The sequence below is a fragment of the Nocardia sp. FDAARGOS_372 genome (assembly GCF_002554515.1).
GTDB classification, from domain to species: Bacteria; Actinomycetota; Actinomycetes; order Mycobacteriales; family Mycobacteriaceae; genus Nocardia; species Nocardia farcinica.
In genome coordinates this window covers 574844-597040 of sequence record NZ_PDDW01000001.1, presented here as the reverse complement: position 1 = coordinate 597040, position 22197 = coordinate 574844, and the positions used below count along the sequence as shown (strand labels likewise).

At 70.5% G+C, this 22197-nt stretch carries 29 protein-coding genes; 12 read left to right on the top strand and 17 right to left on the bottom strand.

The window, feature by feature from the left end; translation table 11 throughout:
- Positions 1–130: 130 nt before the first annotated feature.
- The 3 genes from idi to CRM89_RS03050 all read left to right on the top strand — a co-directional run bounded on the left by idi (position 131) and on the right by CRM89_RS03050 (position 2653).
- Positions 131–700 carry an isopentenyl-diphosphate Delta-isomerase gene (gene idi, locus CRM89_RS03060; RefSeq protein WP_229434957.1) on the top strand — a complete coding sequence of 190 codons (570 nt, stop codon included), beginning with the start codon at positions 131–133 and terminating at the stop codon, positions 698–700.
- A 236-nt stretch (positions 701–936) separates the two neighbouring features.
- The gene (locus tag CRM89_RS03055) at positions 937–1287 is read left to right on the top strand and encodes a hypothetical protein (RefSeq protein ID WP_060592302.1); all 351 of its coding nucleotides are present in this window, start codon (positions 937–939) and stop codon (positions 1285–1287) included.
- A gap of 139 nt (positions 1288–1426) precedes the next feature.
- Positions 1427–2653, top strand: a complete 1227-nt coding sequence (locus tag CRM89_RS03050) for a serine hydrolase domain-containing protein (protein WP_098083175.1) — start codon at positions 1427–1429, stop codon at positions 2651–2653.
- A gap of 7 nt (positions 2654–2660) precedes the next feature.
- Here the strand turns inward: CRM89_RS03050 and CRM89_RS03045 are convergent, their stop codons facing one another.
- Positions 2661–2984 (bottom strand): multidrug efflux SMR transporter, encoded by a 324-nt coding sequence (locus CRM89_RS03045; protein WP_011208507.1) that lies wholly within the window; start codon positions 2982–2984, stop codon positions 2661–2663.
- A gap of 99 nt (positions 2985–3083) precedes the next feature.
- On the opposite strand from CRM89_RS03045, the gene CRM89_RS03040 reads away from it, so the two are divergent.
- Positions 3084–3722, top strand: coding sequence for a hypothetical protein (locus CRM89_RS03040; RefSeq protein ID WP_098083174.1), 639 nt, complete (start codon positions 3084–3086; stop codon positions 3720–3722).
- A 96-nt stretch (positions 3723–3818) separates the two neighbouring features.
- On the opposite strand, the gene CRM89_RS03035 is transcribed toward CRM89_RS03040, so the two are convergent.
- From CRM89_RS03035 to CRM89_RS03020, 4 genes are all read right to left on the bottom strand, one after another.
- Positions 3819–4283, bottom strand: a complete 465-nt coding sequence (locus CRM89_RS03035) for a hypothetical protein (RefSeq protein ID WP_060592309.1) — start codon at positions 4281–4283, stop codon at positions 3819–3821.
- A gap of 27 nt (positions 4284–4310) precedes the next feature.
- Complete coding sequence (locus CRM89_RS03030; protein WP_098083173.1) at positions 4311–4709, bottom strand: VOC family protein; 399 nt, start codon at positions 4707–4709, stop codon at positions 4311–4313.
- Positions 4710–4909: 200 nt separating this feature from the next.
- Positions 4910–5278, bottom strand: coding sequence for a hypothetical protein (locus CRM89_RS03025; RefSeq protein WP_098083172.1), 369 nt, complete (start codon positions 5276–5278; stop codon positions 4910–4912).
- A gap of 361 nt (positions 5279–5639) precedes the next feature.
- Entirely contained in the window at positions 5640–6086 is a 447-nt protein-coding gene (locus CRM89_RS03020; protein ID WP_098083171.1) for a MarR family winged helix-turn-helix transcriptional regulator, read from the bottom strand.
- A gap of 93 nt (positions 6087–6179) precedes the next feature.
- Between CRM89_RS03020 and CRM89_RS30715 the strand changes: the two genes are divergently transcribed.
- Positions 6180–6821 (top strand): SgcJ/EcaC family oxidoreductase, encoded by a 642-nt coding sequence (locus tag CRM89_RS30715; RefSeq protein ID WP_172964431.1) that lies wholly within the window; start codon positions 6180–6182, stop codon positions 6819–6821.
- Between the two features lie 24 nt (positions 6822–6845).
- The gene (locus CRM89_RS03010) at positions 6846–7283 is read left to right on the top strand and encodes an SgcJ/EcaC family oxidoreductase (RefSeq protein WP_011208500.1); all 438 of its coding nucleotides are present in this window, start codon (positions 6846–6848) and stop codon (positions 7281–7283) included.
- A 198-nt stretch (positions 7284–7481) separates the two neighbouring features.
- Here the strand turns inward: CRM89_RS03010 and CRM89_RS03005 are convergent, their stop codons facing one another.
- Entirely contained in the window at positions 7482–8642 is a 1161-nt protein-coding gene (locus tag CRM89_RS03005; RefSeq protein WP_307582711.1) for a YbfB/YjiJ family MFS transporter, read from the bottom strand.
- Positions 8643–8711: 69 nt separating this feature from the next.
- Between CRM89_RS03005 and CRM89_RS03000 the strand changes: the two genes are divergently transcribed.
- Positions 8712–9557: a LysR family transcriptional regulator gene (locus CRM89_RS03000; protein ID WP_098083170.1), complete on the top strand. Its 846-nt coding sequence runs from the start codon at positions 8712–8714 to the stop codon at positions 9555–9557.
- 362 nt (positions 9558–9919) lie between these two features.
- On the opposite strand, the gene argH is transcribed toward CRM89_RS03000, so the two are convergent.
- Complete coding sequence (gene argH, locus CRM89_RS02995) at positions 9920–11341, bottom strand: argininosuccinate lyase (RefSeq protein ID WP_098083169.1); 1422 nt, start codon at positions 11339–11341, stop codon at positions 9920–9922.
- A 33-nt stretch (positions 11342–11374) separates the two neighbouring features.
- On the bottom strand, positions 11375–12577 hold the full coding sequence (locus CRM89_RS02990; RefSeq protein WP_098083168.1) for an argininosuccinate synthase: 1203 nt from the start codon (positions 12575–12577) through the stop codon (positions 11375–11377).
- Positions 12578–12853: 276 nt separating this feature from the next.
- Here CRM89_RS02990 and CRM89_RS30710 point away from each other — a divergent pair, with 276 nt between their 5' ends.
- Both CRM89_RS30710 and CRM89_RS02985 read left to right on the top strand, forming a co-directional pair.
- On the top strand, positions 12854–13012 hold the full coding sequence (locus tag CRM89_RS30710) for a hypothetical protein (protein ID WP_167547509.1): 159 nt from the start codon (positions 12854–12856) through the stop codon (positions 13010–13012).
- 120 nt (positions 13013–13132) lie between these two features.
- A complete protein-coding gene (locus tag CRM89_RS02985) occupies positions 13133–13501 on the top strand; it encodes a hypothetical protein (protein ID WP_011208489.1) in 369 nt (122 codons plus the stop codon).
- Between the two features lie 66 nt (positions 13502–13567).
- Here CRM89_RS02985 and CRM89_RS02980 read toward each other — a convergent pair whose 3' ends face one another.
- From CRM89_RS02980 to CRM89_RS30305, 6 genes are all read right to left on the bottom strand, one after another.
- Positions 13568–14506 (bottom strand): TauD/TfdA family dioxygenase, encoded by a 939-nt coding sequence (locus tag CRM89_RS02980; RefSeq protein ID WP_098083167.1) that lies wholly within the window; start codon positions 14504–14506, stop codon positions 13568–13570.
- Between the two features lie 150 nt (positions 14507–14656).
- Positions 14657–15997, bottom strand: coding sequence for an LLM class flavin-dependent oxidoreductase (locus CRM89_RS02975; protein WP_098083166.1), 1341 nt, complete (start codon positions 15995–15997; stop codon positions 14657–14659).
- Positions 15998–16026: 29 nt separating this feature from the next.
- Positions 16027–16893 (bottom strand): ABC transporter permease, encoded by an 867-nt coding sequence (locus CRM89_RS02970; protein ID WP_098083165.1) that lies wholly within the window; start codon positions 16891–16893, stop codon positions 16027–16029.
- Entirely contained in the window at positions 16890–17720 is an 831-nt protein-coding gene (locus CRM89_RS02965; RefSeq protein WP_060592326.1) for an ABC transporter ATP-binding protein, read from the bottom strand. Before CRM89_RS02965 ends, CRM89_RS02970 begins: the two co-directional genes overlap by 4 nt.
- Complete coding sequence (locus CRM89_RS02960) at positions 17717–18799, bottom strand: ABC transporter substrate-binding protein (protein WP_098083164.1); 1083 nt, start codon at positions 18797–18799, stop codon at positions 17717–17719. The genes CRM89_RS02965 and CRM89_RS02960 overlap by 4 nt, the downstream gene beginning before the upstream one ends.
- 420 nt (positions 18800–19219) lie before the next feature.
- The gene (locus CRM89_RS30305) at positions 19220–19441 is read right to left on the bottom strand and encodes a hypothetical protein (RefSeq protein ID WP_127516052.1); all 222 of its coding nucleotides are present in this window, start codon (positions 19439–19441) and stop codon (positions 19220–19222) included.
- A 36-nt stretch (positions 19442–19477) separates the two neighbouring features.
- Here CRM89_RS30305 and CRM89_RS02955 point away from each other — a divergent pair, with 36 nt between their 5' ends.
- From CRM89_RS02955 to CRM89_RS02945, 3 genes are read left to right on the top strand one after another with little or no spacing between them, the layout of a single operon-like run.
- Positions 19478–20104 (top strand): hypothetical protein, encoded by a 627-nt coding sequence (locus CRM89_RS02955; RefSeq protein WP_098083163.1) that lies wholly within the window; start codon positions 19478–19480, stop codon positions 20102–20104.
- Entirely contained in the window at positions 20088–20408 is a 321-nt protein-coding gene (locus CRM89_RS02950) for a hypothetical protein (protein ID WP_127516050.1), read from the top strand. Before CRM89_RS02955 ends, CRM89_RS02950 begins: the two co-directional genes overlap by 17 nt.
- Before the next feature lie 47 nt (positions 20409–20455).
- A complete protein-coding gene (locus CRM89_RS02945; protein ID WP_127516048.1) occupies positions 20456–20689 on the top strand; it encodes a hypothetical protein in 234 nt (77 codons plus the stop codon).
- A gap of 262 nt (positions 20690–20951) precedes the next feature.
- Here the strand turns inward: CRM89_RS02945 and CRM89_RS02940 are convergent, their stop codons facing one another.
- The 3 genes from CRM89_RS02940 to CRM89_RS02930 form a co-directional block, all read right to left on the bottom strand.
- On the bottom strand, positions 20952–21323 hold the full coding sequence (locus CRM89_RS02940; RefSeq protein WP_228822059.1) for a hypothetical protein: 372 nt from the start codon (positions 21321–21323) through the stop codon (positions 20952–20954).
- A 169-nt stretch (positions 21324–21492) separates the two neighbouring features.
- On the bottom strand, positions 21493–21897 hold the full coding sequence (locus CRM89_RS02935) for a hypothetical protein (RefSeq protein WP_216641955.1): 405 nt from the start codon (positions 21895–21897) through the stop codon (positions 21493–21495).
- 1 nt (position 21898) lies between these two features.
- Positions 21899–22102, bottom strand: a complete 204-nt coding sequence (locus CRM89_RS02930) for a hypothetical protein (RefSeq protein WP_098083160.1) — start codon at positions 22100–22102, stop codon at positions 21899–21901.
- Positions 22103–22197: the final 95 nt, after the last annotated feature.

Genomic DNA, 22197 nt, shown 5'->3' with positions numbered 1-22197 from the left:
GCTGTGACACGCACCACACGACGCCGACGCGTACCACCGAGCTTTCCACACCGTGCGACCATTATGTGTCCGGCGTGGCCGTACCCCGTGCCCGATCCAGGTCACACCTCGGCCCCGATAGGGTGGGGTGGTGACCGAAACCCTCGTCCAGCCGCGCGCCGACCGCGAGGCCATGCCCGTCGAGCTCGTGGACGAGGCAGGCCGGGCGGTGGGCGCCTGCCCGGTCGCCGAGGCGCACCGGGATCCCGGCAAGCTGCATCGCGCGTTCTCCGTCCTGCTCTTCGACACCGCCGGGCGGGTACTGCTGCAGCAGCGGGCCGCGGTCAAGACCCGCTTCCCGCTGCTGTGGGCCAACACCTGCTGCGGGCACCCCGCGCCCGGTGAGTCCGTCGAAGCGGCGGCCGCCACCCGCCTGGCCGAGGAACTCGGCGTCGCCGCCGGCCTCACCGAGGTCGGCGTCTTCCGCTACCGGGCCGCCGACACCGCCACCGGGCGCGTCGAGCACGAGTGGGATCACGTGCTCATCGGCACCCTGGACACCACCCCGCACCCGGACCCGGCCGAGGTCGCGAACCTGCGCTGGGTGCCGCCCGCCGAGGTGCGGGCGAAGCTGGCCGCCGAGCCCGCCGCGTACACCCCCTGGCTGGCCGAGGTGCTCGAGATCGCCGACGCGGCGTATCGGGAGTCGGCCGGGCGCTGATCGCCGGCCGGCGCGAATTCAGGCGGTCGCGGCCCGGCCCCTCCGGTCCCCAGCGACGACAGCACGGCTGAGCATGCCGGGCGACACGGTGCAGATACATAATTGAATGCGCATATCCGGGTATCGCCACCCCTCGCGAGACTTGGGGAATTCACAGGAACGCCACAGCCTGACACCAGGGCTGCCCGGCACCCTGGGAAAGGTACGAGTTACCGAGGTGGGAGCGAGGTGCGCCAATGGTCGAGATCGAGGTCACGGGCACGACGGTGACGGTTCAGGTGGTCGGCGGACACCGGTTGCTCTCCCTACGCGAGCGGCTCACCTTCGACCTGCGCGACATCGCCGCGGTCGGTCCGGCGTCGGTGGATCTGCGACCGCCGTGGGTGCGCGCGCCCGGCACGTTCTTCCCCGGCGTGATCGCGGCGGGCACGTTCCGCGGCAAGGGCCGCAAGGAGTTCTGGGACACCCGGTTCGACGGCAGCGCGGTACAGATCGAGCTGACCGGCGGCGAGTTCACCCGGCTCGTGGTCGACGTCGACGATCCCGACTCCACGTTGCGCGCCCTGCGCCGGGCGGCGGCGGCCTGAACCGAGCGCCCGGACTCCGGTCGTCCGGGCACCGGACACGGCGGGCGGTGGCACGAGGTGGCCACCGCCCGCCGTCTCGTCCGCGCTCCCCCGGTCGGCTCCTAGTCTGGGTCGGGACCACCAACGAGAGGGGACCGCGGTGACCGCCGATTCCACACCGTCCGCCGACACAGCGCACACCGACTCCACATCCCACGCCGATCACGCGGCCCAGCGCGTCGACCGCCGGTTCGTCCGGCTCGTCGCCGAGTTCGACCGGCTCTTCCGGCGGCCCGGCGACGGGGGCGGCGCGTTGACCGTCTACCTGCACGGCGAGCCGGTGGTGGATGTGTGGGCCGGGTTCGCGCGGCCGGGTGTGCCGTGGGCTCGGGACACGGTGGCCGTCGCCTATTCGACGGGCAAGGGGGTGGCCTCGACCCTGCTGCACCGCCTGGCCGAACGCGGCCTGCTCGACTACGACCACCCGGTGGCCGAGTACTGGCCGGAGTTCGCGGCCGCGGGCAAACAGGACATCACGGTGCGCCGGCTGCTCACCCATCGCGCGGGCCTGCACCGGCTGCGCGGCCTGCTGCCCGGCCCGGTCGAGCGCTTCTTCGACGACGAGGCCGTCACCGCGGCGCTGGCCGCGGCCACCCCGGACCCGCGCCACACCACCACCAGCGGCTATCACGGCATCAGCTTCGGTCACCTGGTCGCCGAGCTGGTGCGGCGGGTGTCCGGCGGGAGTTTCACCGAAGCGCTGCGCACCGAGCTGGCCGAACCGCTCGGCATCGAGGACCTGTGGTTCCGGGTGCCACCGCAGCAGCGGCACCGCATCGCGACCAACTTCCCCACCCTCACCGTGGCGGGCATGAGCTGGGAATCCAGCGCGCGGCTGATGGGCAGGACGCGCCTGTCGGCGGCCGCCGACACCACCCCGCGCGGTTTCGCCGAGATCATGTCCGACCCGCGCCTGCACGATTCGGTGATGCCGGGCGTGAACGGTGTCTTCTCCGCCCGGGCGCTGGCGCGACTGTACGCGGCGCTGGCCCTGGGCGGCACGCTCGACGGCGTCCAGCTGTTGCGGCCGGAGACCGTGGCACAGATCCGCACCCGCCAGGTCTTCACCCCCGACTACGTGCTCGCCTTCCGCATCCCGTGGGCGCTGGGCTACCACGGTGTACCGATGAAACCGTCCCGTGCCGAGCCGATCTCGGCGTTCGGGCACTTCGGCCTCGGTGGCTCGGGCGCCTTCGCCGATCCGGAGACGGGCATGTCGCTGGGGTTCGTCACCAACCGGCTCGGCGGCAAACTGACCCCGCTCGGTGACGCGCGGCTGGCCCGCCTCGGCGCACTCGCCCACGACATCGCCAAACGGTCCGGCTGAGCCGGAGTCAGTGCGCGCCACCCAGTTCCAGCGCCAGCACCCCGAGGATCACCAGCCCGATGCCGCCGACCTGCACCAGCGTGAGACGTTCGTTCAGGAACAGCACACCGATCAGGGCGATGGCCGCCACCCCGACCGCGGACCAGATCCCGTAGGCGACGCCGATCGCCATGCCCCGCTTCAATGCCTGGGAGAGAAAGTAGAACGCCGCGCAGTAGCCGACCACCACGACGATCGACGGCGTGAGTTTGGTGAATCCCTCGGAGAGTTTCAGCGAGACTGTCGCCGTCACCTCGGACGCGATGGCCAGCGCCAGCAGGAGCAAGGTCATGGCCGCAGCCTAACGACCCGCCGACACGACCGAGTGAATCGCCGGTGGGCGGCCGTCCATGTTCCACACTGGACGGTGATGCGCAGGAGGTGAACAGCCGTGCGGGACGCCTTCGTGATCGGTCTGGTGGTGTTCGTCGCCGTCCTGGTGGTGGCGGGGCTGTTCGTGCTCCTGCCGATGTACCGCCGTTCCGACCGGCCCCGGCGTAACACCTTCGCCCAGTGGGCCGCAAGCCACGGCTGGCACTACGACGAGGGGGTCCGCCCGGCCTGGGTGGCCCGGTTGCCGGGGCGCGACGGCGGCGGCGTGGCCTTCACGCTGACCGGAGTGGCCGAGGGCCGCCGGGTGACGGTGGCCGAGTACGGGTTCGACACCCACCGGTTCGTCGTCGTGGTCGTGCACCTCGACCGGCCCTATCCCCCGATCGCCGTGCTCGACCGGTCGCTGTCCCTGCAACTCGGCGACGCCCACTACGGCGCAACGCCCCTCCACACCGGCCACGCGGGCTTCGATCGGCGGTTCCGGGTCACCGCCGTCGACCGGCAGTACGCGCGCCTCATGCTCGACCCCGAGGTGGTCGAGGCGCTGCTGGCCGACCTGGTCCCGCGCTGGAGCCTGGCCGGTCGTGACCTGCTCACCTACGACCTGGGCAGGCTGCGCGATCCGGCCGCCGTCCCCGGCGTGGTCGCCCCGCTGTCGCGGCTGGCGGATCTGTTGGAGGAACGCGCGCGAGCATGAGCCGAACTCGGCCCGACCAGCACCGCCGCCACCGGCACAACAGCCAGGTAGACCGGCCACGACCACCGGCGAGCGGGCGGCAGGCATGTGAGGCGGTCAGCAGGCACGTACACGGTGGCCGAGGTTCTCGACCACCGTGCACGCCCACGCCTTCTCGATCTTCCACGCACCGGCGTCGAGGACGAACGGCACCTCGCCCGTCGACGGAATCTCGACGCCCGCCACCGAAGTTCGCGTCACCGCGATGACCCGGTCCGGCCCGGCCACGCGCACGTCCACCACCCGGTGCCGGTGGGCCGGCACGTCGGCGACGAGCACCATGTTGCCCTCGGCGAGCCGGGGCCCGTCCGCGTCGTCGCCTTCCACGAGCCCGATCTGTTCCGCGCGGGGCACCCGCGGATCGGTCGCCTTCACCAGGGTGGCCTCCAGGTCCGCCGGGGTCGGCACCGCCGGAGCCGCCGGGACGGGACCGTCCCCCCGGTCGACCCCGACGAGTGCGGCGAGGCCGGCGCCCGCCGTCACGATCGCGGCGCCCGCCAGTACCGGATATCGGCGTCGCACGCTGCCTCCGTTCGCCGTGGGAACACGTCACTGCTCCTCGACGGTAACCTCCGGAAGATACGGACGGGTGAGGATCTCGAGCCCGTGTCCGGCCGGGTCGAGGAAATACACCCCGCGGCCGCCGTGCCCGTGGTTGATCTCCCCCGGCTGCCTGCGATGCGGATCGGCCCAGTGTTCGACGCCGCGCTCACGCAACCGGCGATACGCGCGATCGAACAACGCGTCGTCGACGAGGAACGCGTAGTGCTGGAATTGGATGTCGACGGGCGGTTCGGCGAACTGCAGCAACACCCCGTCTGCGCAGCGCAGATTGGTGAACACGCCCCAGGACGGGGCATCACGCAATTCCAGGATCTCGCGGTAGAAGGCGGCCGATTCCGCCCGGTCGGCGGCCGCGATGATGGTGTGGTCGAATCGTGCGGACAATGAAATCTCCTGCCTGAAAGTGGATTCGGTGTGAACTGAATCGCGGCAGGAGGTGGGGCGCGCGCGACGGCGCACCGGAGGGACTGGCCCGTGCCGGGCCGCGCGGCGCTCAGGTGAGCGCCGGGTCACCCATCCGTGCGTGGCACAGTGCCGTCCCGGTCGTCATCGCGAGCGAGCATAGCCGACCAGGCGCGGCGCCGTCACCCGGTGATCCACTTCCACACCCCGGACAGGCCGCGCTCGGCGCGCGGTGCCCGTGGGCGTCGCCCGGCGCGCAGCTCGTCGTCCAGGTCGATCACGACGCCGACGTGCTCGCGCAGCACTTCGAGTTGCCCGTCCAGGTGGTGGCGGCCGGGCACGAACACCGCCTCGGCGCCGTGCCGGTCGACCTGGTCGAGCAGCCGCTCGATGCGGTGCGTGGTGGCGGCGGTGAAGACGATCGTCTTGCGCAGGTTGTAGCCGAGGCGCGGCGCGAGGTGGCGCATCCTGATCTCGTCCCAGGGCTGCCGGATGCCCGACAGGTCGGCGCGCAGATATCCGAGCGCGGGCGCGAAATGATAGAAACTCACCGCGCACCCACCTTTTCCCGGCGCCCGGCCGCCGACCACGAACGCTCGTCGGAGATCGTCACAGCGCTCCTCCTCTACCGTCCCGTCGTGAAAGTGTCTCGGTTGTAACGACATACGCGGTGATCGGCGAACCCGGCAGCGGCACCGTGCCGTTCGGCCCGGCACGGCGGTGGCCGCATATCCAGCATGGGCGCACGCGCGGAAATGCGGAACTGCCGTAGCGGTGTGTTCCACTGCCCTTCCGCCGAACTTCGACCCGGACACACCGGCCGGTCACCGTTTCACTCGGACGACCAATTCCCCTGGGGCGCAGCAATTCCTCCGCATTCGCGGAGCGAGAAAGCACGGCGGGTTCGCCCGGTCACTCCATCTCGTCGACCGCGTGCTGATACGCGAGCGCGGCACGTTCGAAGTAGTCGAACAGCACCGCCCGTTCCTCGGCGCTGTATCCGGCGATCAGTTCGGCGACGCGACGGCGCGCGGGGGCGAGCGCACGGTCCAGTCCCGCGGGCCTGCCGACGGGTTCCACCACCACCTTGCGCCGGTCGTCGGCATCGGGTACGCGACGCACGTATCCGTCCTTCGCCAATCGGTCGATCAGCCGCGTGGTCGGTCCGGTCGTGAGCCCCGTGCGCGCGGCGAGTTCCCCGGGCGTCATGGGCCCGCTCAACTCGAGGATGTTCAGCGCGTAGAGGTCGGTGACGCCGAGGCCGCAGGCCTTCGCCCCGGCCTGAGCGTGCAATACGACAGCGCTGAGGTAACGGCGATAGACCTCGCGCGACTCCGCCGAGCCGTCCGGTGTTGACACTTCGACCCCTCGTCCCTAATCTCTTCCTTGACGCAGATACTTCGTCAAGGACGTAACTTCCTACAAGCAGAAGAATAACATGGAGGACACCTCATGCTCGCCGGTGACACCCCTGGGGTCGACGCCCCCGCCACACCGAAGCCACGCCTGCGCCGCGTTCTCCGCACGGTCGGCGCTGCGACCGCCCTGGCCGCGCTGGCCTGCGGGGGCGCCTACCTGTGGCTGGATCGCACCGCCGAGGTCCGGGACACCGGTGTCGATCACTGTCTGGACCTGCGCCCGGAAACCGGCACCGCCGAGAGCCTGCGGGGCGTGTGCACCACCCTCACGGCGATGACCGAGGCCTGGAATCGCAACGACGCCACGGCCTTCGGCGCGGTGTTCACCGAGAACGCCACCTACACCACCTACCTGGGCACCCATTACCGCGGCCGCGCCGACCTCACCGCCGCGCACGAGGCACTCTTCGACGGATTCCTCGCGGGCACGAAGCTCGCCGACGCGTTCCTGGACCTGCGCTTCTTCGGTGACGACGTCGCCGTGGTCACCAGCCGCGGCGACACCTACACCGGCGAGCGACCCACCGATCTCGGTAAGACCCAGACCTACACGATGGTGCGCGAGGCCGACGGCGCCTGGCGGATCGCGAGTTTCCACAACACCCAACGCCGCCGGGCGCTGGAGCGGATCTCGTTCCTGGTCGCCCCGGACACCGCGCCTGCCGCCGAACGCTGACCCACCCACCCCGAGGAGAACACCGTGACCACCGATATCGACGCGATCCACGCACTGCTCGCCCGCAGCCGCGACGCGTGGCGCCGGGGCGACGGCAGCGCCTACGCGGCGTGTTTCACCACCGACGCCACCGACGTCACCTACACCGGCACGGTGTACCGCGGCGCGGCGGAGATCGGCCGGGTGCATCAGGAGTTGTTCGACAGCTTCTTGAAGGGGACCCGGCTCTGGAGCGAGGTCCTCGACATCCACCGGCACGGCCCGGACACCGCCGTGGTCGTCACCGCCGGGGAGTCGGCGGCCCGCCGGCCGCGACGGCTCGGCAAGCGCGTCACCTACACCCTGGTCCGCGACCACGACGGCGAATGGCGAATCGCCGCACTGCAGAAGACGCAGCGCAGGCGGGTGCTGGAAGGAATCACCTTCCTGGTCCGGCCGGGCGCGCGGCCGGGTCGGCGCTGACCGTGCCGCGGTCCATCGACCGGACAACGCCTTGACCGGCACCGGCCGAGATCACCGAGCCGACCCCCGCGATGTCCGGGCGGCCATCGCCGACAGCCCCGACCCGCTGCTCGCCGACGCGGCGGGCGACGAACGCAACGTCGTGCCGACCCCGACCCGGCCAGGCATCCCCGGTGCCTCGGGTTCCGACAGCACCCGTCAGGACGGGGCGGCAGCGCGGGTGGCGCCCGCTGCCAGCGCCGCGGCGACGGCGACGATCACCGCGGCGATGGCGAAGGCGCCGGTGAAGGAGCTGCCGAGCACCGGGACGACCAGCAGCGGGCCGATGACCTGGCCGATGGCGTAGAGGGTGGTGAGGGTGGCGGCGGGGCGCGCGACGGGCAGCCGGTTGCCGAGATCGATGGCGAGCACCACCACGCCCATGAACGTGCCGCCGAAGGCGAGCGCCGAGATCAGCGCGGCCACCAGGCCGTCGTGCAGCGCGGGCGCGGCCACGCCGACGGCCTGCACCGTCAGGGCCGCGACGAGGGCGCGTCCGGTACCGAAGCGGCGAGCGACGGCGTGCCAGGCGACGGTCGCCGGTGCGGCGGCGAGCCCGACCACCAGCCACAGCGCCGGTCCGGTGGCGGCCGTGGTGTCCGGCCCGGCGACCGCGGCGACCAGGAAGGTGCCCACGATGATGTAGCCGACGCCTTCGGCGAAATAGGCGCCGAGCAGCAGCAGCCAGGCCCGGCGCTCCCGCGGTCCGGGAGCCGGACGCGACCCGGTGACGTCGGTGCCGATCTCCGGCCGGATGTCGAGCAGCCAGGCGGGCGCCAGCAGCAGCGCGGTCAGCACCGCCGAGCCGATCCACAGCCCCTGCCAGGACAGGTGCGGCCCGGCGAGCAGGGTGAACAGCCCGGTCACCGCGATGCCGGAGCCGACACCGGCGAACGCGACGCCGAGCGAGGCGCCCTCGGCGCGGTGCCGCGACACCGTGCTGGCGCACGCGATGAAGATCGCCGCGCTCGCGACCCCGGCGGCGAACCGCAGCGCCGTGTGCACCGCCACCTGCGCGCTCGCCGCCATGGCCGCTTCGCTCGCGATCAGCACCAGCGACCAGGCGAGGAACGTGCCGCGGCGGCTCAGCTGCGGCAGCCGGGTCAGCAGCAGCGCGCCCACCAGATAGCCGGCGTAGTTGCCGGTCGCGATCACGGCGCCGTCGCCGGCGCCGAGTCCGGTCGAGGCGGTCATGATCGGCAGCAACGGGGTGAACACGAAGCGGCCCACCCCCATCGCCGCGGCCAGCCCGGCCGCGGCCGCCACGCCGATCGCGCGGCCCCGCGGCGCCAGGCGCGGGCGTTCCATCGTTTCGGTCACCCCCTGCACGCTACGAGCAGCGCGACCGTCCGGGAAATGCTTGCTCAACATGGTGTATACGCTCGACGCATGGATCTGCAGGTGCGTCATCTCGCCGCGTTCGTCGCGCTGTGCGACACGGGCACCTACACGCGGGCGGCGGCGCGGCTGCACCTCACCCAGCCTTCGCTCACCCGCACCATCCAGGACCTGGAGCGGATCCTCGACTGCGACCTGGTGATTCGCGGTGGCCGCGGTCTGGAACTCACCGCCGAGGGCGCCGAGTTCCTGCCGCGCGCCCGGCGCATCCTCACCGACCTCACCGAACTGCACGACGACATGCGCGGTCGCGCCGTGGTCCGGCTCGGTTTCGCCTGGCTGCTGCCCTCGGACTGGTTCGCCGCCACCCGCGCCCGCTACGAGGCGCTGGGCGGCACGCTCGCCATCCACCGCGTCGACGATCCCGCCGGCGCGCTCGAGCACGGCCGCATCGACGTCGCCCTGGCCCGGACCGTGCACCGGGAGAGCGCCGCGATCACCTGGCGCCGTATCGGCACCGAACGCCGCGTCCTCGCGGTGTCCACGCATTCCGCGCTGGCGCGGCGCCCCGGGCTGTCCTGGGCGGACCTGGCCGCCCATCCGCTGGTCGTCAACATCCGCTCCGGCACCACCACCCCCGCCGACTGGCCGGACCCGCGCACGGACCGAGAGATCGTCACCTGCATAAACTTCGACGAATGGCTCGAACTGGTCGCCGCCGACCGAGGGATCGGCGCCGTGCCCGACATCGCCGTCGAGCGCGCGCCGCATCCCGGCGTGGTCTACCGCGACCTGCCCGACATTCCCGACTCGCCGCTGTTCCTTGGCTGGCGCAGCACTCCCCCACCGGCCCGCTCGACCCGCCGCTACCTCGACGTCGCGCTCGACACCGGATGAGGTTCAGCCCTCGGGCGTGAGAGGGGCGGTGACGGCAGCCAAATCTCAAGGGGTGGAACGCCTTCCCCGGTCAGAGGCCGATTTTTCGATTCGGTTTGGCGTTCCGGGGTGATGCTCGCTACTGTTCCACTCGGTAATAGCAAGCACGGATGAAGGAGGTAGTTCGAATGATTTTCGAGTTCGTCTCTGATCTGCTCGCTGCTCTGCTCAGCCTGATCGGTCTCTGACCGACCGGAATCCGAACCGCCCCCTACCGGCCGTGGCGTCGCCACTCACGGTAGGGGGCGAGTTTCGTTCATTCCCAGTTCATCTCACGTTCACCGAGACGCGTGCGCCGGGCGGCGACTCGGGCCGACCAGGACTCAGGCGAGCCAGGCCCGCGCCTGCTGCGCCGCGGCGCGCACCTCGGCCAGCTGCTCGGCCACCCGCGTACCCGCGGTGCCGCCCTTGGCGTTCCGGGACGCGATGGACCCCTGCACGGTGAGCACCTCCCGCACGCGCGGGGTGAGCGCCGGATCGATCGCGGCGAACTCCTCATCGGTCAGCGCGTCGAGTCCGACGCCGCGCGCCTCCGCCGCCCGCACGCAGGCACCGGCCGCCTCGTGTGCGACCCGGAACGGGACGCCCTCGCGGACAAGCCATTCGGCGATGTCGGTGGCCAGCGTGAACCCGGCGGGTGCCAGCTCGGCCATCCGGTCGGTGTGGAAGGTCAATGTACCGACCAGGCCCGCGATAGCGGGCAGCAGCAGTTCCAGCTGCGCCACCGAGTCGAAGACCGGTTCCTTGTCCTCCTGCAGGTCCCGGTTGTAGGCCAGCGGTTGGGCCTTGAGGGTGGCCAGCAGGCCGGTGAGGTTGCCGATGAGGCGGCCCGCCTTGCCGCGGGTGAGCTCGGAGACGTCCGGGTTCTTCTTCTGCGGCATGATCGAGGAGCCGGTGGACCAGGCATCGGCCAGCGTCACGTAGCCGAATTCCGGCGTGCTCCAGATGATCACCTCCTCGGCCATGCGGCTGAGGTCGACGGCGATCATGGCCAGCACGAAGGCGGCCTCGGCGGCGAAGTCGCGGGCCGAGGTCGCGTCGATCGAGTTGGCCGCGGCGGCATCGAAATCCAGGTCGGCGGCGATCGCCTCCGGATCGAGCCCCAGCGACGACCCGGCCAGCGCGCCCGAACCATACGGCGACACCGCGGCGCGCTTGTCGAAATCGCGCAACCGCTCGATGTCGCGCAGCAGCGGATGGGCGTGGGCGAGCAGGTGGTGCGCCAGCAGCACCGGCTGGGCGGCCTGCAGGTGCGTCTTGCCCGGCATCACCGCGTCCGGATGGGCGGCGGCCTGCTCGACCAGCGCGTCGACCACGTCGAGCACCCCCGCGGCGACCCGGCGCACCCCGTCACGCACCCACATCCGGAACAGGGTCGCGACCTGGTCGTTGCGGGAACGGCCCGCGCGCAGCCGCCCGCCGACCTCCGCTCCCACCCGGTCGATGAGACCGCGCTCGAGCGCGCCGTGCACGTCCTCGTCGGTCTCGGCGGGCACGAACGCCCCCGACGCGACGTCGGCGGCCAGCCGGTCCAGGCCGGCCAGCATGGTGTCCAGGTCGGCGTCGGAGAGCAGTCCCGCCTTGTGCAGCACCCGGGCGTGCGCCTTGGAGGCGCGGATGTCGTAGGGCGCCAGCGCCCAGTCGAAGTGGGTGGACTTGCTCAGCGCCGCCATCGCGGCGGCCGGACCGGACGCGAACCGCCCGCCCCACAGCGCACCGGTGTTCGTGCCGCCGCTCTGCGTCATCGTGTTGCCGTCTCTCCCGTTCGAGGTGCGGAACTACTTCTGGTTCAGGTCGCGGCGCGCGGCCACCTTGGACGACAGGCCGTGGATCTGCACGAAGCCCTTGGCCAGCGACTGGTCGAAGGTGTCGCCCTCGTCGTAGGTGGCGAGGTTGAAGTCGTAGAGCGACTGCTCGGAGCGGCGGCCGTTGACCACGGCCGAGCCGCCGTGCAGCACCATCCGGATGTCGCCGGACACGTGCTGCTGGGTGTCCTGCACGAAGGCGTCCAGCGCGCGCTTGAGCGGGGAGAACCACAGGCCGTCGTAGGCCAGCTCGCCCCAGCGCTGCTCGACCTGGCGCTTGTAGCGGCCCAGCTCGCGCTCGATGGTGACGTGCTCGAGCGCCTGGTGCGCGGTGATCAGGGCGATCGCGCCCGGCGCCTCGTAGATCTCGCGGCTCTTGATGCCCACCAGCCGGTCCTCGACCATGTCCAGGCGGCCGACGCCCTGGCGGCCGGCGCGGTGGTTCAGCTCCACGATCGCCTCGAGCACGCTGACCGGACGGCCGTCGATGGCGACCGGCACACCCTTGTCGAAGGTGATGATCAGTTCGTCGGGCGCCTCGAAGTTGACCGTGGGGTCGGCGGTGTAGTCGTAGACGTCCTTGGTCGGCGCGTTCCACAGATCCTCGAGGAAGCCGGTCTCGACGGCACGGCCCCACACGTTCTGGTCGATGGAGAACGGCGACTTCTTGGTGACGTTGATCGGGAGCTTGTTCTCCTCGGCGAAGGCGATGGCCTTCTCCCGGGTCCAGGCGTAGTCGCGCACCGGGGCGATCACGTTCAGGTCGGGCGCGAGCGCGCCGATGCCGACCTCGAAGCGCACCTGGTCGTTGCCCTTGCCGGTGCAGCCGTGCGCGACGGTGTCGGCGCCGTGGAACTTGGCGGCCTCGACCAGGTGCTTGACGATCAGCGGCCGGCTGATCGCCGAGACCAGCGGGTACTGGCCCATGTAGAGGGCGTTGGCCTGGATGGTCGGCAGGCAGTACTGCTCGGCGAATTCGTCGCGGGCGTCGATCACGATCGACTCGACCGCACCGCAGTCCAGCGCGCGCTGGCGCACCACGTTCATGTCCTCGCCGCCCTGGCCCAGATCGATGGCGACGGCCACGACCTCGGCGCCGGTCTCCTTGCCGATCCAGCTGATGGCGACGGAGGTGTCCAGCCCACCGGAGTAGGCGAGTACGACGCGCTCGGACATGTCTTCAGTGCTCCTAGGTTTGCGGTACGTGTGTCAGCAGTATGGTGCTCGGCTGCCCGAGCGGTGGGCCCAGCCCGGTCCCGACGCCGTCGGACTCGGCCTCGGCGGGCCCGCGCCGTTCTGCAAATGATTATGCACGATGATGCAATCCCATTCACAACCGGGGTGCCGAACTCTCCCACCAGCGCAGATTCCCGGTCCAGACCCCTTGGCGACGCACCGCCGCGGTGGAAGGCTGAGCCTTACCCCATCCACCCCGGATGCGAAGGAACCACCATGTTCGACCAGTTCATCGAACCACTCCAGCCCCTCGCCGAACAGAACCGCGACCTCATCGGCTTCGTCGTCATCAACCTCGGCAACGGCATGCTGGCGGCGGCCAAGTGGGCACTGGAGGCCGCCACCCCGATCCTCCAGCAGTTCTTCGCCAAGTAGGTTCGCCGCGGGAAATGCTCACCGGCCCCAGGGGTCGATGAGCGGAACGTTCATGGGCCGCGGCGCGCTTCGCATCGACCCGCACACCTTGTCACCGCTTGACGCTCCCGGAGGAATCGAATGGCTACCCGGCGTGCTTCGCCGCGACCGTTGACCGAGCTCGAGGTCGGTGTCGTCACCAAGTTGCTGTCGTCCGGTACACCCGAGGCGGGCCGGTTCCTGGCACAGCTGCCATACGCGCGCGTGGTCGCCACCTGGGGCGTGGGCTCGCCCAGCGTAGACCTGGAGATCGGCCCGGGGGCGGTTCCGGTATCGGGCTCGACCGACGGGATACTCGCCGGCGGTGCGGTGCGCGATGCGGACGGAGCGCCGGTCGGGGAGGTGCTGGTGTGGGTCGGGGACGGCTGGTTGAGCGGAATCGAATACGCCTGGTACACCGACGAGCGGCCGCGGGCGTTGCCCGACCCGGACCGTATCGACCTGTTGTAGGGCTGGTGGGGCACGTCCGCCGGCGAGTTCGGCCCAGCCGAGGAGATCCGGCCGGGCCGGGACCCGTCACGCTCCGGTGAACCGCTCCCCCGCGACCGACGTGGAAGGCCGTCCGTCGACGCCGACGGGGATGTCCCCTTCGAGGGTGGTGCGGTAGAGCACCCGGGTCACGTCGAGGTGGTCGATGTCGCTGGGGGCCAGGTGGGCGGTGGCGCGGTTGTCCCAGAACGCGATGCTGCCGGGGCGCCAGCGGAAGGAGACGGTGAAGGCGGGGTCGGTGAGGTGGTCGAAGAGCAGGCGCAGCACGGCGTCGGACTGGGCAGGGGTCAGGCCGACGATGCGGGTGGTGAAGCCGGGGTTGACGAACAGGGCACGTTCGCCGGTCACCGGATGCACCCGCACCACCGGGTGTTCGGTGACCAGCGGGGCGGCGGCCACCTTCTTGGCGTAGTCGCTGTCGGTGCTCCACGCCGGCCTGCTGCCGCCGAAGCGGTGTTCGGCCCGCAGACCGTCGACGAAGCGGCGCAGCGATTCCGGCAGGTGCTCGTAAGCGGCGACGAGGTTGGTCCAGCGGGTGTCACCGCCCCGCTCGGGGGCGATCTTGGCGCGCAGGATCGAGGCGGCGGGCGGGTTGATCAGTGGTGAGACGTCCGTGTGCCACTGGTTGGTGTAGCTCGCCTTCCGCACCCCGAACCGCTTCTCGTACAGGCGGGTGTCGACGGCCAGGATCTCCGGGTAGTCGGTGGGCGCGTCGTCGTCGTAGGGGTGCGACGGCGTCACCGCGCCGAAGCGGCGGGAGAAGGCGACGTGTTCGGCGTGGCCGATGTGCTGGTCGCGGAAGAACAGCACCTTGTAGGTGTGCAGGGCGGAGGTGATGGCCTCGACCTGCGGGTCGGTCAACGGCTCGCGCAGGTCGACGCCGGTGATGTCGGCGCCGATGTGTCCGGCGACGGGCGCGACGTGCACGGTGTCGGTGGTGACGGGGTTCTCGGTCACTGCGGTCATGGGAACTCGTTCCGGGAGAAGGGGTGCGGGCGGCGAATACGCGGTCCCCACCGACAGGCGGCGCGGGTGACGCGCAGGAAGTCCACCGCGCGTCGCCTGGTCAGGGGGATGCCGCCGGGCCGCGCCTTCGGCAGGCTCATCGGCGCGGCCTCATGCGCTCGCCGCGGCCGGCCGGACCGCGAACCGGCTCTCCACGGGCGCGAGCCCGTAGTGTCCGCGCAGGGTGTCGGCCTCGTACTCGGTGCGGAACAGCCCGCGTTCCTGCAGGATCGGCACCACCTTGTCGACGAAGTCGGTCAGCCCGCCCGGCAGGTACGGCGGCATGATGTTGAAGCCGTCGGCCGCGCCGTTCTCGAACCACCGTTGCAGTTCGTCGGCGACCTGCTCCGGCGTCCCGGCGAAGGACCGGTGCCCCCGACCACCGCCGAGCTTGCCGATCAGCTCGCGCACCGTCAGCCGCTCCTGCTCCGCCAGCTCCTTCACCAGCACGAATCTGCTCTTGTTGCCCTGGAAATCGGCCACGTCGGGCAGCGCGGGCAGCGGCGCGTCCAGCGCGTGCGCGGTGAGGTCGACACCGAGCAGCCGCGACAGCTGCCCGAGGGCGTAGTCGGGTGAGATGAGTTCGGTGAATTCCCGCTCGAGTTCGCGCGCCGCCCGTTCGGTGTCGGCGATGTAGGGCACCAGGCCGGGCAGCACCTTCAGATCCTCGGGGGCGCGTCCGTGGGCGGCCACCCTGGCTTTCAGGTCCCGGTAGAACGCCTGCCCGTCGGCGAGGGTGCGCTGTGCGGTGAAGACCGCCTCGGCGTAGCGGGCGGCGAAATCCTTGCCGCTCTCCGAGGAGCCCGCCTGCACCAGCAGTGGGCGCCCCTGCGGGCTGCGCGGGGAGTTCAACGGTCCCCGCACCCGGAAGCGCGGGCCGTCGTAGTCGATGGTGTGGACTTTCGCCGGATCGGCGAAGACGCCTCGGTCCGGATCGAGCACCACGGCGTCGGATTCCCAGCTGTCCCAGAGGCGAAGGGTGACATCGAGGAATTCGCGCGCCCGCTCGTAACGCCCGGCGTGGTCGGGAATGGCGTCGAGACCGAAATTGGCCGCCTCGTCCGCCCCGGCAGAGGTGACGATGTTCCATCCGGCGCGGCCCTTGCTGATGTGGTCGAGCGAGGTGAACTTCCGCGCCAGATTGTAGGGCTCGTGGTAACTGGTGGAAGCGGTCGCGATCAGCCCGATCCGCGAGGTCACCGCCGCGATCGCGGACAGCAGCGTGACCGGCTCGAACACCGCCAGGGTGTTGCGTTCGACGCGCGGGCCGACCGCGAGGCCGTCGGCGAAGAACACCGAATCGAGCTTGCCGCGTTCGGCGATGCGCGCGAGTTCCTGGAAATGCGCGACCTCGAGCACCTGGTGTTCGTCGGTGCGCGGATGCCGCCACGCGGCCTCGTGGTGTCCGACGCCCATCAGGAACGCGTTGAGATGGAATTGCTTCGGGGACATGGAAGTTTCCTCGTGACGACGGGATTCGGTCAGTGGTTGCTCTCGGCGCGCCAGCGCGAGAATCGGCGCTCCAGCGCGACCAGCAGACCGTTGAAGGACAATCCGAGCAGCGAGATCGCCAGAATCCCGGCATACATGTTCGGGATCTGGAAGTTCTGCTGCGCCGCGGTGATGAGATAGCCCAACCCGGCTCGCGCACCGACCATTTCCGCCGCGAGCAGCACCAGGATGGAGCTGGCGGCGGCCATGCGCAGACCCGTGAAGATGGCGGGAATCGCGGCGGGCAGGATCACCTTCTGGAACAGTCGCAGCGGTGTCAGGCCCAGCGACGCCGCGGATTTGATCAGCAACGGGTCGACCGTCCGCACGCCGGTGATGGTGTTGAGCAGGATCGGAAAGGTGCTCGCATACACCACCAGCGCCACCTTCGAGGTCTCGCCGATGCCGAGGATGAGCACGAACACCGGCAGCAACGCCAGCGCGGCGGTGTTGCGGAACAATTCCAGGATCGGGTTGAGCAGGTCGGCCACCGGCTTGTACCAGGCGATCGCGACACCGAGAGGCACCGCGATGGCCAGCGCGATCGCGAATCCGCTCAGCGACCGGCCGAGGCTGGTGGACACGTGCGTCCACATCTCGCCGCTGCGCACCAGGTCCACGAACGCCTCCGCGACGGTGGTGAACGGCGGCAGGAACACCTCGTCCACCAGCCCGGCCTGCGGAGCCAGCTGCCAGATCGCCACGAACGCCGCGATCGCGAACAGCGGTTTGACCCCGCGCCACGCGGTGCGACCCGCCACCGCGGCGAGGCGGGCGCCGGCCGAGGGCGCGGACTCGACGGAGGTGGCGCGCACGTCCGGGACGGCGTCGGGGCGGACATCCACAACACTGGTCATGCGGAGACCTCTCGGGATTCGTCGGTGCGGGCGGTCAATTCCTCGTCCTGGGCGCGCGCGACCTCACCGCGCAGCAGCGTCCAGATCCGGTGCCGGTAGGCGCGGAACGCCTCGGTGGAGCGGATGTCCTCGCCGGCGTCGCGCTCGAGGTCCACATCGACGACGGCCTTGATCCGGCCCGGGCGGGAGGTCAGGACCGCCACCCGCTGTCCCAGATACACCGCTTCGTCGATGCCGTGGGTGATGAACAGGATGGTCTTGCCGGTGGCGCGCCAGATGCGCAGCAGTTCGTCCTGCAGCGACTCCCTGGTCTGGGCGTCGAGCGCAGCGAACGGTTCGTCCATCAGCAGCACTTCGGGGTCGAACGCGAGGCTGCGCGCGATCGCGACCCGCTGTTTCATCCCGCCCGACAATTCGTGCGGGTAGCGATCGCCGAATCCGGTCAGTCCCACCAGGTCCAGATACCGGTCGGCGATCTGCCTGCGCTCCCGGCGCCGCACACCCTTGGCCTCCAGCCCGAACTCGATGTTCGCCCGTGCGGTCCGCCACGGCAGCAGCGCATACTGCTGGAAGACGATCCCGCGGTCCAGCCCCGGACCGGTGACGGGTTCGTCGTCGAGCAGGATCTTCCCGGCGGTCGGCGTGCTCAATCCGCCGAGCAGATCCAGCAGCGTGGACTTCCCGGACCCGCTCGGCCCGACCAGGACGAGGAACTCCCCCGCCCGCACCTCGAGCGTGATGTCGTCGAGGGCGGTGAACCGTTCCGCGGAACCGCGCACGGCGAATTCCCTGCGCACCCCGCGCACCGCGAGTTTCGTCGCCGTCATTTCTGTGCCACCGCCTCACCGGTCGGTCCGCTCGCCGGCTGATAGGTGCCGTTGGCGTAGGGGTTGAATTCGTTGGTGAACAGATCGCTCGCCCGCAGCTCGCCCTGATCCAGTTCGCCGTTGCGGACCAGCCAGTCGATCCAGATCTGCAATTCCTTCTCCGCGATCACCGCGCCGGGCACCGGAATACCCGGACTACGCCAGTACTTCAGCAGGTCGGTGTTCTCGTTGCGGCCGCGCCGGTTGATGATGTCGGCGAAGCGGGCCACCACCTCCTCGCGCGGCGTCACCTGCAACCAACGCGTCGCGCGGGCCGTGCCCTGCACGAAATCGGCGACGGCGTCCCGGTTCCTCTCGATGAACTCGTCGCGGAAGACATAGGTGCCGTAGTCGAATTCGCCGAAGATCGCCTTGTCGGTGTAGAGCGGGCGCAGGCCGCCGCGTTCGAGGGCGGTCTCCCGGAACACCGAGCCGAGCGTGCCGACATCGACCTGCCCCTTGCGCAGCGCGTCCTCGGTATTGGCGGGCGGCACCACCACCAACTGCACCTGGTCGATCTCCGCCTCCGACAGTCCCTGCTGGTGCAGCCACTCGCGGGTGATGAACTCGTGGTGCGCGCCCAGGGTGTTCACCGCCACCTTCTTGCCGATCAGATCGCGGGCGGTGGTGATGGGCGAATCCTCGCGCACGTAATAGCCACTGAACGACAGCTCGTCGGCGCCGTAGGAGCTGAGCACCGAGGTGACTTTCGCGCCGCCGGAGATCAGTTTCACCACCGCGCCGTTGAACGCGCTGCCGAACTCGGTCTGATTCGTCGCCGCCGCCTGGATACTCGCCGGACCGCTGGTGGTGTCACCCTCCCATTTCAGGGAGATCTTGCTGAAATAGCCGAGATCATCGGCGAGTTCGAACGCGGTGACCTGGCCGGTGGTGCCCTGATAGCGCAGGACGGTCTTGCCGTCGGCGGTGGTGGCGGTGCTGGATTGGCCGCAGGCACCGAGGGTGGACAGGGCCCCCGCGGCGGCGAGCGCGACGGCGGCGGCCCGGGTGAGGCGCCGCGTGAATGCGGTTCTGGACATACTTTTTCCTTCGGAGGGCACGCCGGGATGCGTGGCGGGGAACCGGAATTCGGGAGAAACGACCGATGAACTCGCACCGGTCGCGCGGATGCGACGTTTCAGCGACAGATACCGTGCGGAACGCGCATGAGGTCGACCGCGCGCCGACGGACCAGCGCGGCCGGCACACGCCGCGCCGCCCCGCCGACGCACGCCACCGACGGGCAGGGCCGATCGGTCGGGGCCATCACGTCATCCTCCGGAAACAGCAACATCGTTCGCGTGCACTGTTCCGCGTCGCGGCGCGCGGGACAATCCTTCGACGCGCGCTGCGCCTAACTCTCCTCGAGGAGGGGCCCGCATATCCGCCATCGACGATCATTGCGACGACCACCGCCGGCGGCAGAACGATCACCAGGATCGGTCCGGCGTCGACCATGCTCATCGATGTACCCCGCCGATCCCGGACCAGCGTGCGAAGCTGACTCGCGGCGAAGCATATTCGACGTCGGCAATCGCCATCAGCCGATCCAGCGTGGCCGGATCGACATGCGCAGACGAAGGCAGCAACACGAGAGCAAGCGCGGCGAGACCGCCGGTGTGGCGGATCTTGTTCGGTGACAAGTCCGGCGGAGACGACAGCGCAGCGCCTGCGAGAATCACCGTTGCTGGAACGAACGCCCAAGGGACAGGACCGCCGTGGAAATCGACGACGCAGGCAGGCTCGACGGCCTCTTGCGTCGGGGCGCGGTCTCGGTCGCCGAGGCCGATTCGTTGCGGTTGGCGCCTGTTCCCGAGCGGGATCTGGCGGACACGCTACGGCTGCGGTTGTGTATGCAGCCGACCGACGAGGCTGCCGAAAATCTCTTCCTTCCGGACTTCGGCCTCTATGCCGACCTGGTGAAGCGAGAACCGGAGGCGCTCGGGCGGCTCGCGGAACCGGTGGCGCGGGTTCTGGGTGCCGCGGCCGACGGATACGCCGGGGACAACGCCGACGAGCGCTCCGTCGCCGTGCTGCGCGCACTGGGCGGGCCGGGCAGCAACCCGCGCCGATGGGCACTGGCGCTGGAGGCGCGCGTGTTCGCGCATCGAATCCGGGACGGGGTCACGCGTCCGATCGTCGGTGCCCTGGGGCTGGCCGCGGTGGATATCGACGCGGGTGCTCCACGGACGGCCGAGGTGCTGGCGGTCGAGCAGGTTCGGAGGCTGAGTGAGCGGTGGATCGCCGACCGCGCGGGCCGAGCGTGGACGGATGCCGAGATCGTCCGTGTGGCGCGCATGGTCACCTGGCCGGAAGCCGAGGTGAACGATGTATGTGGAGGATGACCTTTCGGTTCGCTCCCTGCTGCTTACCGGAGTGGTCACCGTGGCCGAGGCGCGCGCGATGCACCGAGACCGCCCCGTTGTCCGCGATTTCGCCGATTCGCTGCTCCTGGAGCTGTGCCGTCGCCCCTTGGGAGACAACGGGAAACACGCGTTCGTCTCACCGTTCGAGAGCTTCGTCAGGCTGCTCGGACGCGAGCGGGAAGCGACACTCGCGCGGCTGCCCAGCCCGGTGGCCGAGGCGTTGTCGATCGCCGCTGAGGGATTCACCGGGCGAATCGCTTCGCCCGCGCCGCCGACGTGCTGAGCCGCCTGGGTGGGCCCGCACCCACGGACCGTGGGCGCGCACTGGCCTTGCACACCCGAGTTGGCGCCGCCCGGATCCGGGACGGCATCACCCATCCGGTCATCGGGCTGACGATCGTGCGGTATCCGACCCTGCGCGACACCGATGTCCGGACCCCGGAGGCCACCGCGATCACCGAGGCCGAACAGCTGTATCGCCGCTGGTGCGATCACCGTCAGCACCGTAGGACAACCGAGCAGAAGATCGTCGGGCTGGCTTATCGGCTCACCTGGCCGGAGTAGAGGCGCACCGGCCACGGCCGGTCCGAACCCATCACGCCTCGAATGACCCAACGATGCCTGCAAAACTCCCACCGGCGGTCTCCCGGATGCCGCGGATCTCGGAGAACGACGAGGCCTCCGCGTCGATCAGGTTCAGGGTGCGTTCGATCTGCCGGCAGGGTAGTGCCGGGTCGCTCCGTGCAGATGCAGGGCGCGGGAACACTCGTGACGTCCGGGGCCGAAGACACGGGCATGGCCGCCTGTGGTCGCCTGGGAGATCTCATTAGGTGAGGGGCGAGGGGATTGTCGTCGAGCGGTAGGACGATCCGTCGCGGGTCGGCCGCCAGCGACGCCAGTGTTTGGGCGACAGGCGGACCGGGAGGTGGTGTTGGAGATGTCGCGCCGCAGCTGCGAGGCGGTCGTCGGCGGGCAGGCTGAGCCAGAGCGCGATCGATGACGCCGTCGTCCCGATCGACGCACGCACGCCGGACGCGCCGAGGACGCGGCCGTACCCGTCCACGGGGAAGCGGGCGAACGTCTCGGGCGACACGTCCTGGTGCGGCTCGCCCGTCCGCGGGTCGAGGAGGCGGACCTGGGCGTCCCACACCAGGGAGGCCAGGGGGTGCCCGACGGCCCGGGCGGGCCTCCCTTCCACACGACCAGTGTCACGGTGGGATCCCCGGCAGGGAGGACACACGCGTCCAGGAAGGACTGCACGGCCTCCCAAGCCAGGCGGGGGTTCCTCGTCCGCAGGCGATGAGCACCGCCGGACGCGGCGGGCAGGCCGTCGTAGGTGACCACCTCGACGGCCGGATGTGCCTCGCTCATGAAACCTCCTCGGCGCAAGCGTCCCTCGCGCTACACGCCGAGAGATCGTCGGCGACGGCGCTGACGTCGGCCGGGTCGAGATCCCCGAGGCCGTCGGCATACACGCGTGCGTCGAGCGATCGCGCATCGACGAGGAAGCCCCGCCCGCCCGAGTCGTCGCCGAAGAGCACGAACCCTGGCGCATGACGCGCCGCCTCGAACGTCGCGTTGCGCTCGGCGGTGTCCGCCACGGCGTACACCGCGATACCTGACGGGGTGAGGAACCCGTCGCAGCGCGCGTCCAGCGCCCGGAGCTGGTTGCCCAGGCCGTACGGCAGCGACTGGTCCGGCCGCACCACCGCGTCCAGCGGCGGCGTCGGCCGCAGCCCGCCGGGGGACCCGGGAATGTGCGGCTCGGTCATGTCACGCGCCGGTGTCGGGCCGCCATCCGGAGGGATGGCTGTGCGGCGTCTGCCCTGCGCGCAAACGATCGATGTGGTACTCGGCCCACGACGCGACCATGCGTTCGGGTGTCGCGTGGTAGAGCTCCGACAGGGCGTTCAGAGCCCGGGCTCGTTCGGCGTCGAGCTCGATGGTGAGCTTCTGTGTATGCGATCGAGCGGCCACGGCACGATTCTATGGACGACGCCGCGCCCGATCTCCGCGGCGCCTGGCCCACCATGCCGTCAGCGCGGCGAGTCCGAGGGCGAGCCACAACGGCG